Genomic DNA, 12,962 nt, shown 5'->3' on the forward strand with positions numbered 1-12,962 from the left:
CGATGCACAGCGCCTCGGCGTCACAAAAATCGGGATCGTCGGACAGGAACAGTTCGCCGACGGGAAATGAGATATGTTGAAAGATTAGGGTAAATTAACAAAAAACTTCATCCTTAATTTCATATTTGTGAAATTAAGGATGTTTATGAAGAGCAGAGCGGTTTTGTTGTAACAAAGTGCGATGTCATCGTATCTGCTCATTACTTTTAAAGTTTCTAATAGATGCATTTTTAGTAATGAGCATGCGTAATTTCCAAAAACAAAAATTAAAATATTTATTTTATTTTGTATATTGTAAATAATGATAAAAAATTGTTTTTAATTATTTGTGTTTGCTGATGATTTTGGTTTGTGGAAATTATTTTATCTATAATGCACTATAAGATGAAGTATCATAAGGTTGATTTCAAGAATAACACAGAAAATTCCGTAATATACTAAAATTATGCTGTCTCTTTTGTGACTGCCATATTTTTTGATTGTCAGTCATAAGGCCCGCTATCGGCATATGGCCGGACATTACAAAAAATTGGAGTGATAAAATGGGTGATATCCAGCCCACGGATCACCAATCGCTATTAGGTAATATTTACCGCAATCTTTTCTCCCTGATCAGTCTTCTTGCAGGAGGTATTCTGGTTTATGGGGGAATAAAACTGTTAATTTTGGGAGGGTCGGTTTATTATCTTCTTGCCGGTTTGGCGTACATTGCTGCTGCGGTTCTTGTTTTTATAAAAAATCGTTACAGTTTGGCGTTGGCTATGGGCACGTTCATTGCCACGTGTGTATGGGCTTTGTACGATACGCCAGAATTTGGATATTGGGCATTGCTGCCGCGGTTGGTGGTTCCTGCCATTTTATTCACATTAAATATTTGGGCTGTTGCAACTTTCCCCAGTATGAGCCGATCGGTGCGGCGTGGAAGTGTTGTGACAGGTTTGGGTATTGTTGGATGTTTGCTTGTTACGCTGGTTGAAGCATTTTACCCGCATGGACAAATTATTTCTTCAGAAGTGACAGAGAAAAATCCTGAACTGGCGCAAGCAGACAAAGTTGACGGACCAGAAGACTGGGAGTTTTTTGGTAGAAATGCCGCAGGCACGCGCTATGCGCCTTATACCCAGATTACTCTAGAAAATGTTGATAAATTAAAAGTCGCATGGGTGTATCATACAGGCAGGCGAATTCATGGTGCAGGAACAGGTGTTGATGAAAATACGCCTGAGCAAATTGGCAATGTTCTCTATTCCTGTACGCCCGAAAATCTTATTACAGCCTTGGATGCCGATACCGGGAAGCCAATTTGGAAGTTTGATCCTAAAGCCCATACGGCAGAGCACGTAACATGCCGTGGTGTTGGCTATTATGATATTGATAAAGATGTTTCGCTCACTGAAGCTGAAAAAGCTTCTGATTCCGAACAGATATGTCGCCAGCGCATTCTGGTTTCTACGGTGGATGCCCGCTTTATTGCATTAGATGCGCATACAGGCACACCATGCTCCGGTTTTGGAGTTGATGGTGCGGTTGATCTTAAGCCGCAAATGGGGCCGGTAGAAGGGGGCAGACGCTACCATCCAACATCTATGCCGGTTGTTATGGGGCATGTTGCTGTCATTGGTGGCTGGGTGCGTGATATTGTTCACGGTGAACCATCGGGCGTGGTACGTGCTTACGATGTACGGAATGGGTCTCTGGTTTGGGCATGGGATGTTGGGCATCCAGATAATACAGGCGCACCGCCTGAAGGACAGACCTACACTTTGGAAACACCCAATGTGTGGACGATCCCGACATACGATAAAGAACTCAACCTTGTTTATCTGCCGACGGGCAATGGTCCGCCAGATTACTGGGGTGGAGACCGTGATGCTGTAAAAGAAAAGTTTGGTGCAGCTATTGTGGCTGTGGATGCCGCAACCGGTAAAACCAAATGGGTATTCCAGACAGTTCATCATGATGTATGGGATTATGACCTGCCTTCTCAACCTGTGCTGTATACAGTTACAAATGCGCAGGGTGAAAAAATTCCAGCATTGATTCAAACAACAAAAACCGGTCATATTTTTGTTGTGGATCGTCGCACCGGTCAGCCTGTTACAGAAGTGCAGGAACGCAAGGTTGCGACATCTCCTTCCGCACAGGGTGAACATCTTTCTCCTACACAACCTTTCTCGGTTGGTATGCCCGTTATCGGTGCGGATCCACTTACCGAGAGTACGATGTGGGGTGTCAGTACATTTGATCAGCTGTACTGCCGGATTATGTTCAAGGATTCTGTTTATGAAGGCCCATTTACACCGCCGGGAGAGAAACCTTACATTGAATGGCCGAGCCTGCTGGGAGGGATGAACTGGGGTGGCATTTCCATAGATGAAGCCAAAGGCGTAATGTTTGTAAATGACATGCGCATGCCGCTTCGTATGTCCCTGGTAACCCATGAAGAAGCCAAGAAATATAAAGTATCCACGGATGAGGTGCCTGGGTTTATGGGCACAATACGCCCACAGGTTGCTGGCCCTTATTCTGGTGTAAGAATTGATATTCTTCAGTCACCGTTGGCCGTGCCATGTAATACACCACCATTTGGTACGATGAGTGCGATTGACCTGCATACCAAGAAATTGCTGTGGCAGGTGCCAATGGGTACAACGCAGGATCTTGGCCCGATGGGTATTAAAACGCATCTGCCCATTCCTATGGGAATGCCGACACTTGGCGGCCCAACATCTACAGCTTCTGGACTGGTGTTTTTTGCCGGAACGCAAGACTATTATTTGCGGGCGCTTAATTCTTCTAACGGGAAGGAAGTGTGGCGTCAGCGCCTACCGGTTGGTGCTGTTGCAGCTCCACTAATTTATCGCTCACCTAAAACAGGTAAGGAATATGTGGTTATTTCTGCTGGCGGTATGAGCCATTCTCCAGATGTGGGTGATTATATTATTGCCTATGCATTGCCGGAGAATGCCAACAGATAATAGCAATTAACCAGTAATGATTTCATAAGCATTATTGGGTTCAATATATCTGTTGTCCAAGATAGAAAGCGTTACCGCCTTGCTATAGGCGGTAACGCTTTTTTCTTTTTAGAACTTAATCAATGCACACGGATGCTTCGCTTGTCAGCACGCGAAAAGTGAAGCTTTCCTGCAGATACAGTTCAACAGTTTCTGCTGTATGGCTGAGATAACCAATAGAAAAATCCTGCCCAATATCAAGCTGAAAATCTCCACCACGTTTGGAGAGAATAAAGGCGCCGTCAACAGCAGGGGCCCAAATTAGCTCACCTTCAATCAGGCTTTCGATGTGCTTGAGAACGGGATAACCAGCATCATCTCCGCCATTAACAGCTTGATAGGCCTTTGTGCCCAAAACAAGAGAATAGGGACCATTTACGCCAGCAAGACGTAATGTATCCAGTGCAGCAGTAATGGCGTTCGGATAATCTTTGGCAGAAGCGGGCAACTGTGTATGTGGGTTTGATGATCCTTCACGGATGCCTGTAATGCCAGCGGCTGCATAGCCTTCAAAAATGGCGCGATCTTCTGCATAAGCAATTTTTTTGGCGGCGTCTTTTACCGGCTGCCAATCGGAATCCAGAGAACCACGTTCCACAGCATCAATTTCTTCGCGCGACAAAGTAAAGGGAACGCGGAGTTCAACAAGGGGAAGCACCTCTCTCTGCACGGCCAGAATGCCATCACCTAAAGGGGAAATGGGCTTGTTGCGTCCGGTACCTACGCTAGAAAAAGCTGTGCCTTTTGGTTCTGGTGTATCCACGACACGGCGCCCAGCCAGATTGCGGCGAATTGTACGAGAGGCTTCCTGTTCAATTTCAGCCCATGCTGCGTGGGAAATAGGGGCTAAGTGTTTGTGTAAATTGTTCATATCAGGCGTCCTTGTTTTGTAATGATCCGATTCCAAGAGAACCGTGAAGAGGTTTTTGGCTTTGGGGAGCAGATACGGGCGGGGCAGGTGGCTGTGTGTTTTCTGTGTTCATGCTGGGGGCATTATCAAGAAATTCACTTGTCGGAATAAAAAAGAGAGTTCCTGTTACAGCCGTGCTGACGTCCAGAAGTCTGTCGTAGTTACCCGGTGGTTTACCAATAAACATATTTTGTAGCATTTGTTCTATACGTGCAGGAGAGCGTGCATAGCCGATGAAGTATGTTCCAAACTCTCCTTTGCCCACTTCCCCAAAAGGCATGTTGTCACGCACGATCTGGAGTTGCTGTCCGTTTTCTTCAATATTGGTAAGAACATTATGTGCGTAACTGGGTTTGGTGGCTTCGGATAGCTCTATGTCGGATACCTTTTTGCGGCCAATAATATGTTCCTGTACTTCGGTTGGAATGGCATCCCACTTTTTTAAATCATGCAAATATTTTTGAATAATAACGTAGCTCCCACCTGCAAAGGAAGGGTCTTCATTGCCAATAACAGTTGCTTCAGTAGCGGCCTGTCCGGTTGGGTTTTCGGTGCCGTCAACAAAGCCAAGAAAATCACGTGCATCAAAATATTTAAACCCATGCACTTCATCTACAACACTCGCTGCACCTTCCAGACGGGAAACAAGAGCAGTTGCAAGCTCAAAACATAAATCCATACGCGTGGCACGGATATGGAATAGCAGGTCCCCCGATGTAGAGGGAGCATGGTGCACACCATGAATTTCCTGGAAAGGGTGGAGTTCCTTCGGTCGTGGTAAACCAAAAAGCAGATCCCATGCTTTTGATCCAATGCCAGCAATACAACTTAAGTTTCCATCAGGAATACGAAACCCAACACCTCGGATCAGAGATGATATATCGCCGAGAAGATTTAGAACTTGTGTGCGGAACTGAGAGGTATCATTCAGAGTTAACACAAGAAAAAGGGCTGATTGGGTTAATTTTGTATCGACTGGCTGCGGTGTAACCACGGGGAGAAAGCTCCTGAACAGATCATGTTTTATATAACCAGAACTGACAGCTAGCATAAGCAGATGAGTATTTGTGACAAGATGGAAGATAATGTTGAATAAACATATTTATCATGTAACAATATAATTGATAAATATGTTTTATAATAAGATAAATGGAAAGTTTTGTAAGAATATTTTATGCTGATATGTTTTACGTGTCAGAATTATATCTGTGTTTAAATACGATCCTGATTACGCATGTAATCAGGATATCGAATTAGATATTTTTCAGCATATGTAAGATTGTTTTTAAGCCTAATGATCTGGCTTTAATTTTGGCTCCTCATTTTTGTTAGTGTTGGACTCTATTTTCGTATCTTCTAATTGTGTGCGAGGAACGCTTTTGAATGGTGGGATCTTTTGCCCGGGAAAATAGTAAGGCCCCTGATAATTCTGATCAAGTTGAGCATTATTGAGCTTATCAATCAGACTATCACCGGTTCCGTCAGGGTAGGCGGAAGATTGCGGTGGAGAGGCAGAAGTCTCATGCGTTTTGGTGGTGTTTCCGTACGCAAGAGTAGGTATTATAAAACAGCTTATTGCTATTCCGGTGCGCATTGTTTGTTTGATGCGTGACATAGCCATTCTCTTTGCTAAATGCATATGGTTGCAGGTGTGAAGCTTTACCAGACAGCAGCTTTTTTATAACTGCTGAAAGATAAGATATGTTCCTTTGATAATGGAAAGAATTTTTCCTCTAATAAAGAGCATAAGTGTTCATTATTTTATTTGTATATAATATACATATTAAATAAAAACAAAAAACAGTTAAATAAATCAAAATATAGAATATCATGAAACAGTAAAATATTGAATAAATCTTATATAGTGATAATATTTCACATGCATGTCATGTATGAAATAGAGGTGAGGAAACATTTTATGAAAGATTCTGGAACGGTGCACGCGCATTTTGGTTGGTTTAAGCGCCGTAAACAGATGAAGCCCCAGGATATTACTGTTGTAGATGCCCAGATGTTGAATAAGGCGGTTGGTGCGGCTGCTTTGGGCAATGCCATGGAGTGGTTTGATTTTGGGGTCTATGGTTATATCGCAGTTACTCTGGGGCAGGTCTTTTTTCCGTCAGATAATGCTGCCACGCGTCTGATTGCAACTTTTGCCACGTTTACGGTTGCATTTCTGGTCAGGCCCCTTGGTGGCATGGTTTTTGGTCCATTGGGGGATCGGTATGGCCGCCAGAAAGTGCTGGCTTTTACCATGATAGCAATGGCGGTGGGGACCTTTTCTATTGGTTTGATACCATCTTATGCACAAATCGGTTTATGGGCGCCCCTGTTATTACTTTTGGCCCGGTTGGTGCAAGGGTTCTCAACCGGTGGTGAATATGCTGGAGCAGCAACCTTTATTGCGGAGTATTCCACAGATAGAAATCGAGGGTTGATGGGGAGTTGGCTGGAGTTTGGCACTTTGGCTGGCTATGTGGCTGGTGCAGCCATTGTAACAGCTTTGCAGATTGGGTTGAGCCATGAAGCCATGCTGGCGTGGGGATGGCGCATTCCTTTTCTAATTGCCGGGCCGCTTGGCCTTTTGGGTGTATATATGCGCTCGCGGTTAGAGGAGACGCCAGCTTTTCAAGCTTATGCAGAACAGGCAGCACAACGTGATGATGAAAAACCAGGTTGGCGTGAACTGCTACGTGTGCATTGGCGGCAACTTTTAAAATGCATTGGTCTTGTGCTGGTATTTAACGTTACCGATTATATGCTGCTGACATACATTCCAAGCTATCTGACTGTTGCCTTAGGGTATGCAGAAAGCAAAGGGCTGTTGTTGATTATCATTGTCATGTTAATGATGATGCCATTGAATGTAATGGGCGGCTATTTAAGTGACAGACTGGGCCGCAAACCTATGATTATTGGGGCTTGTATTGCCCTTTTGGTTCTTTCTATTCCCTCTGTGTTGCTTTTGCAGAGTGGCAACGATGTGTTGATCTTTATAGGCCTGATGTTACTGGGTATGGCGCTGGTGTGTTTTACCAGCAGTATGCCATCTACCCTGCCAGCTTTATTCTATACACCTATCAGATACACGGCGCTTTCCATGGCGTTTAATGTGTCTGTCTCACTGTTTGGTGGCACAACCCCTTTGGTGACGGCATGGCTGGTTGGGCATACAGGTAATTTGCTGATGCCTGCTTATTATCTGATGTTTGCTGGGGTTGTGGGTATTGTTACAATGCTGACAGTGAAGGAAACTGCCTGTATGCCCTTACGTGGTTCACCACCAGCGGTAGGAAGTGAGGCTGAAGTTAGAAAGATCCTTCAGGGAGACCATCCTGTAACAGTAGATTCAACATTACCCCAGCTTCATCAAGAATAAGGTGAAGAAAAGAGAAGCATAAGTATTTAAGTTGCTCCATATAGGCCTGACATGAAAAATCATGTTGGGCCTATTTTGTGTTCAGGCCAAATGGTCTTTCAGCCAGCTTTCCACGTTTTCAAGCAAGGCGCGTCCGCTGGCTTCATCTCTGGCTGGCGCGGGAAAGCAAGGGCCTGTTTCTATCTGATAGCGCATGGGCAATGGCGGTTGTTTTAAAAATGACCAACCTTGAGACAGATAAGGTGAATCCGTTTTAATCAAAAGAGTTTGCACGGGCAGACGTGTGCGTTGGGCAATAGCTGCAAAGCCGGGTTGCATGGGGCTGGGCTCGGTGCCCGCGCGGGAACGGGTACCTTCAGGAAACAGCAACAACTGGTTGCCTTCCTTCAGGCGTTCAGAAGCCGGGCCAATCAATCGTAAAAGACTGTCATGGCGGATATATCCAGCAGTGCGCAATGTACTGCCCAAAGTAGGACGTTCCCAAATGGAGGCTTTGGTTACACATACCAGATGTGGAAGTGCAGAGGCGAGAATAAGGCTATCCAACCGTGAGGGATGGTTGGCAACCAGAATAACATTGTGAACGTCTTTAAGAGCATTAAGCCCTACAAGATTGCATTCCAGAATATTTGCCGCTTCAAGATAGCGCACCGCAACCCGCGCCATAAAACATAGCCACATCTGGCCTATTTTACGGCGCTTTGCACCTTCTGGCAGCGCATGGCGGAGCAGGAAAGAGCCTGTATCCAGCACCAGAAAAATGATACCAATAACGGCAAGAGAGACATAAAACCGTAAGCTGATACCAAGCTTTGAAAATAACAACATGAGAATACAGTACAGCTTTGGCAGAAAGAAAAGGTAGAAATAAACTATACATTACGCCATTAAGCTTAAAGCACGGCGTAATGTGTTGGGCACAGATTATTCACCATTCTGAGAGTGCATGATACGGCGTAGATCTTCTGCCATGTGGGCACTATCTGCGCGGGCATCAATCATGCCCTTATAACTTACTTCCGGCCCCATCACCACAAACTGGGGAGACATGCGCATGGTATATGTCCATTCAGAATCAGGAACTTTTTCAATTGGTGCATGGTATTCCTTTGCCAGTTCAACCAATGCAAATGGGGCAGCCGTGCCACTTACAATGCGTGGGCCAATACTTTCACCATATTGGCGCAGGCGTTCTGCATCATCTCTATCAGGATCAAGACTTACAAAAATGATAACAGCGTTGTGTCTGCCACCTTCTACCTGATCTAGCTCTGCAGACATATTACGCAGGGCAGGGGCGCAGGCGTCTTCTGCGCAATGCGTGGCCCCGAAGAGAACAAGCATCCAACGGTTGCGGAAGGTTTGGTCTGTCATGGTGCCAGTGGTGGAATCCATCAAACGGAAGGAGCCACCAACCTCGTTTCCGTAGGTGTTTAGATGTACGCCATGTTTTAAGGCCAGATGAGTGGCGGTGTAGCCGCCAGCAGCTGCCAGAGCCAATACGCCAAAAGTTAACAGGGCTATGCGTTTTCCTGCTGGTGTCATGGTCTTAATGTGCCTCCGCCCAATTCTGGCCTATACCGGTTTCTACAACCAGCGGTACAGCAAGATCAGCTGCTGCTTCCATAACATTTTTAATGATAAGCGCTACAGCTTCTGTGTCTGCTTCATCTGTTTCAAACAGAAGTTCGTCATGCACCTGTAGCAGCATACGTGTTGCGCCAAACCCGGCTTTTTGCAAGGCAAGGGGCAAATGCACCATTGCACGTTTTATAATATCTGCCGCTCCCCCCTGTAAGGGAGCGTTAATTGCCTGTCTTTCAGCATATTGGCGTCTGGCAGCACTTTTTTCATGAATGCCCGGGACATAGCAGCGTCTGCCAAAAGGTGTGAGCACATAGCCATGCGTGCGTGCTTCCTCGCGCATGCGTTCCATGTAATCACGAATACCAGGGTAACGGGCGAAGTAGGCATCTATATAAGCGCGTGCTTCACCTGCGGGAATACCAAGCTGTTTTCCCAGTCCAAAAGCCGAAATCCCATAAATAATGCCAAAGTTAATGGCTTTCGCGCGTCGCCGGGTAAGGGCGTCCATCCCTTCTAGCGGGATATTGAAAACCTCTGACGCCGTGCGGGCGTGAATGTCCTGCCCCAGCTGAAACGCCTCACGCAATGCGGGAATATTGGCAACATCGGCCAGCAGCCGCAGTTCGATCTGCGAGTAGTCGGCAGAAATCAGCTTTTTGCCCGGTGGGGCAATAAAGGCCTGCCGGATGCGTGTGCCTTCTTCTGTGCGGACTGGAATATTTTGCAGGTTAGGGTCTGTAGATGAAAGGCGTCCAGTAGAGGTAATGGCCATCTGGAAGGATGTATGTACCCGATCATCCCGCCCGGCTTGGCGCAGCAGTGCATCTGTATAGGTGGATTTTAGCTTGGCAAGCTGACGCCATGCCAGAATGCGCGCTGGCAGATCCTGCCCCTGATCAGCCAGATCCTGCAAGACGGAGGAATCTGTGCTCCATGCGCCAGCTTTACCGCGTTTGCCGCCTTTCAGGCCCATTTCATCAAACAGAATCTCTCCCAGCTGTTTGGGGGAACCAATGTTGAATTGCCGTCCGGCGGCTTCATAAATGTCGTTTTCCATGCCCTGCATACGGGCTTCAAAATCCTTGGAAAGCCGATCAAGCTCTGCCCGATCTACGGCAATACCTGCTTTTTCCATATCGGCCAGAATGGCTGAAAGAGGACGCTCAATCTGTTCGTAAAGTGCCAGTGCTTTGTTGGTGCGTAGCGTAGGATGCAACACATGCCACAGGCGTAAGGTAACATCTGCATCTTCTGCCGCATATTTGGTGGCAGTTTCTACAGGTACGTGTGCAAATGGCATACGGTTGCGGCCAGTGCCTGTTACACTGTCATACGTTATGGGTGTGTGGTTTAAATGCAAGGCGGAAAGCTCATCCATGCCTTGCCCGTGCAACCCGGCAGACTGGCTGTAAGAGATCAGCATGGTATCATCTACAGCAGTGATGCTGGAAAGTGGAATGCCTGCGCGGTCCAGAATGAGCAGGTCAAACTTGGCGTTCTGGAAAATCTTTAAAACGGCGTCATCCTGCAAAAGAGGCGCCAGAAGTTTAAGGGCTGCATCCACGGCAAGCTGTTCACCAGCCGGAGCTTCTAGCGTGCCTTCATGCCTTAACGGTACATAACAGGCTTTGCCCGGAGCGATTGCGATAGAAAACCCGACAATATTGGCCGCAAGCGGGTCCAATCCATCGGTTTCAGTATCAACAGCGCAAATACCAGCTTCCTGCGCGGCGCTGACCCATTTCTGTAACCCCTCTGCTGACCGCACAGTTTCATAATTGTGATATGGAGCGGAAATCACGGATTCATCGGTGGCAGGTGGCGTATTTGCAGGTGTTGTCGCCCCGGCTACAGATGCAGCAGCAACCTTTCTGGCAGCCCGATGTGCATGGGCGCCAGAGGGGTGACCAAGCCCCATACGGCTGAGAATGGAACGAAACCCCATACGGTCCAGCCAGTCTGCCAGCACCAGCATGTTCGGTTCACGCGTGCCAAGTTCCTCTACCGGCACGGGCAGGGGAACATCTGTGGCAAGAGTGACAAGCTGGAGGGAAATGCGTGCAGCATCCGCATGCTCAATAAGCATCTCGCGCCGCTTGGATTTTTTCATCTGGGGTGCGGCGTTTAAAACAGCTTCCAGCGTGCCATATTCCTGCACCAAGGCTGCTGCTGTTTTGGGGCCAACACCCGGCACGCCGGGCACGTTATCTGTTGGGTCCCCCATCAGGGCCTGTACATCCACCACTTTCTCTGGGGGCACACCAAACTTGGTCTCTACTTCCGCAGGGCCAACAGGGGTCTGTTTGATAGGATCCAGCATGCAAACGCCATCTCCCACCAATTGCATCAGATCCTTGTCTGAAGAAACAATGGTGCAAGTGCCCCCCTGTGCACGAATGGCCGTTGCATAGGATGCAATCAGATCATCAGCTTCCCAACCGGGGAGTTCGATGCCCGGCACATTGAAGGCCTGTGTTGCCTCCCGGATCAGGCTGAACTGCGGGCGCAGGTCTTCAGGTGGTTCAGGCCGATGCGCTTTATACTGTGGGTAAATTTCTGAACGGAATGTCTGGCGGCTGGCATCAAACAATACGGCCAGATGCGTGCCAACATGGTCTTTTAACAGGCGGGCCAGCATGGTGGTGAAGCCATAAACGGCATTGACCGGAACACCTTCCGGGCTGGTCATGGGGGGAAGGGCGTGAAAGGCGCGGAAAATAAAGCCGCTGCCATCCACCAGAACCAGATGGGGTGTTTCTGTCATACTGATGCAAACCGTGTAAGCGGAGGGGAAGGCAGAAAAAAAGCCATAGGGTTTGGATATGCCCCTTGGGTTTTGATGTCCAGCGCTGGACATCTGGCTTTCTGAAAAAGGCGTTCAGGCCCAAAACAGGCTTATACCCCGGCTGGAGCCGAGGTATAAGCTGCATATTTACAGGCAGGGGATAGGCAACTTACCCAATTTTTTTTACCCAGCCATGCGGGTCTTTTGCACGTCCAAACTGGATGTCGCACAAAGCTTTGCGCAGTTTACTGGTCACTTCACCTGTCTGGCCATTGCCAATGGTGCAGCCGCCTTCGGTACTTTTAAATGTGCCAATGGGCGTTACAACAGCAGCAGTGCCACAAGCAAAAACCTCTTTCAGCTTGCCAGAATCGGCATCGCCATAAAGCTGATCAATGGAATAGCGTTCTTCCTTGACCTTCATGCCGCTATCACGCGCCAAGGTCAGAAGAGAATCACGCGTTATGCCATGCAGGATGGTGCCACTGTCCAGCGGAGGTGTTTGCAAGGTGCCATCTTCAAACACCATCATCACGTTCATACCGCCCATTTCTTCCAGCCAGCGGCGTTCCTGCGCGTCAAGGAACAGAACCTGATGGCAGCCGTGTTCCTTGCCTTCCATCTGGGCTGTCAGGCTGGCGGCATAGTTACCACCACATTTGGCCGTGCCCGTGCCCCCGCGAGAGGCACGTACAGTGCGTTCTTCCACCCATACGGAAACCGGACCGGCATCCTTGGAGAAATATTCACCCGCGGCACAGGCAATCACGATGAACTTGAACTCAGATGCAGGCTTCACGCCAAGAGCGGCTTCCGTTGCAATCATGAAAGGGCGGATATACAGCGTGCCAACTTCAGGCTTGGGCACCCAGTCCTTATCCAGTTTTACAAGCTGGGTGACTGCATCCAGAAACAGTTCTTCGGGCACCTGCGCCATGGCCATGCGTTCAGCAGAATGGCGGAAACGGCGAGCATTGGCATCGGGGCGGAAAAGCTGCACACTGCCATCTGGAGCGCGATAGGCTTTCATGCCCTCAAAAATTTCCTGCGCGTAGTGCAATACGGAAGCGGCAGGGTCCAGCATGAGCGGTTGGCGAGGCAGGATTTCAGCAGAATGCCAGCCTTTACCTTCCGTGTAGGTGACAACAGCCATGTGGTCGGTAAAAACGCGGCCAAAACCCGGATTGGCCAGCATGGCTTCCCGCTCTGCTGCGGGCGTGATGTCTGTTTTGCGGGTAATCTTGAAGGCGGTGTCAGATTCGGTGGTCATGGGTTCTGCTGTCT

General features: G+C 48.0%; 9 protein-coding genes and 1 pseudogene. 3 read left to right on the top strand and 7 right to left on the bottom strand.

What is annotated here, in order from left to right; all coding sequences use genetic code 11:
- Both CSR02_RS17215 and CSR02_RS12020 read left to right on the top strand, forming a co-directional pair.
- Window positions 1-70 (top strand): annotated as a pseudogene (locus tag CSR02_RS17215) (biopolymer transporter ExbD); the annotation flags it as partial.
- Window positions 71-542: 472 nt separating this feature from the next.
- Window positions 543-2,978 carry a membrane-bound PQQ-dependent dehydrogenase, glucose/quinate/shikimate family gene (locus CSR02_RS12020; RefSeq protein WP_099541789.1) on the top strand — a complete coding sequence of 812 codons (2,436 nt, stop codon included), beginning with the start codon at window positions 543-545 and terminating at the stop codon, window positions 2,976-2,978.
- 115 nt (window positions 2,979-3,093) lie between these two features.
- Here the strand turns inward: CSR02_RS12020 and CSR02_RS12025 are convergent, their stop codons facing one another.
- From CSR02_RS12025 to CSR02_RS12035, 3 genes are all read right to left on the bottom strand, one after another.
- Window positions 3,094-3,888, bottom strand: a complete 795-nt coding sequence (locus CSR02_RS12025) for a family 1 encapsulin nanocompartment shell protein (protein WP_099541790.1) — start codon at window positions 3,886-3,888, stop codon at window positions 3,094-3,096.
- A 1-nt stretch (window position 3,889) separates the two neighbouring features.
- A complete protein-coding gene (locus tag CSR02_RS12030) occupies window positions 3,890-4,921 on the bottom strand; it encodes a Dyp-type peroxidase (protein ID WP_099541791.1) in 1,032 nt (343 codons plus the stop codon).
- A 297-nt stretch (window positions 4,922-5,218) separates the two neighbouring features.
- On the bottom strand, window positions 5,219-5,542 hold the full coding sequence (locus tag CSR02_RS12035) for a hypothetical protein (RefSeq protein ID WP_244176975.1): 324 nt from the start codon (window positions 5,540-5,542) through the stop codon (window positions 5,219-5,221).
- Window positions 5,543-5,845: 303 nt separating this feature from the next.
- On the opposite strand from CSR02_RS12035, the gene proP reads away from it, so the two are divergent.
- Window positions 5,846-7,306 carry a glycine betaine/L-proline transporter ProP gene (gene proP, locus CSR02_RS12040; protein WP_099541792.1) on the top strand — a complete coding sequence of 487 codons (1,461 nt, stop codon included), beginning with the start codon at window positions 5,846-5,848 and terminating at the stop codon, window positions 7,304-7,306.
- Window positions 7,307-7,387: 81 nt separating this feature from the next.
- On the opposite strand, the gene CSR02_RS12045 is transcribed toward proP, so the two are convergent.
- The 4 genes from CSR02_RS12045 to CSR02_RS12060 all read right to left on the bottom strand — a co-directional run bounded on the left by CSR02_RS12045 (window position 7,388) and on the right by CSR02_RS12060 (window position 12,948).
- Window positions 7,388-8,134 carry a lysophospholipid acyltransferase family protein gene (locus tag CSR02_RS12045; protein WP_099541793.1) on the bottom strand — a complete coding sequence of 249 codons (747 nt, stop codon included), beginning with the start codon at window positions 8,132-8,134 and terminating at the stop codon, window positions 7,388-7,390.
- Window positions 8,135-8,230: 96 nt separating this feature from the next.
- Window positions 8,231-8,851 (bottom strand): SCO family protein, encoded by a 621-nt coding sequence (locus CSR02_RS12050; protein WP_099541794.1) that lies wholly within the window; start codon window positions 8,849-8,851, stop codon window positions 8,231-8,233.
- A 4-nt stretch (window positions 8,852-8,855) separates the two neighbouring features.
- Entirely contained in the window at window positions 8,856-11,657 is a 2,802-nt protein-coding gene (polA, locus tag CSR02_RS12055; protein WP_099541818.1) for a DNA polymerase I, read from the bottom strand.
- 190 nt (window positions 11,658-11,847) lie between these two features.
- Window positions 11,848-12,948, bottom strand: a complete 1,101-nt coding sequence (locus CSR02_RS12060; protein WP_167384139.1) for a branched-chain amino acid aminotransferase — start codon at window positions 12,946-12,948, stop codon at window positions 11,848-11,850.
- Between the last annotated feature and the right edge of the window lie 14 nt (window positions 12,949-12,962).

Source organism: Acetobacter pomorum (assembly GCF_002738225.1).
GTDB lineage: Bacteria > Pseudomonadota > Alphaproteobacteria > Acetobacterales > Acetobacteraceae > Acetobacter > Acetobacter pomorum.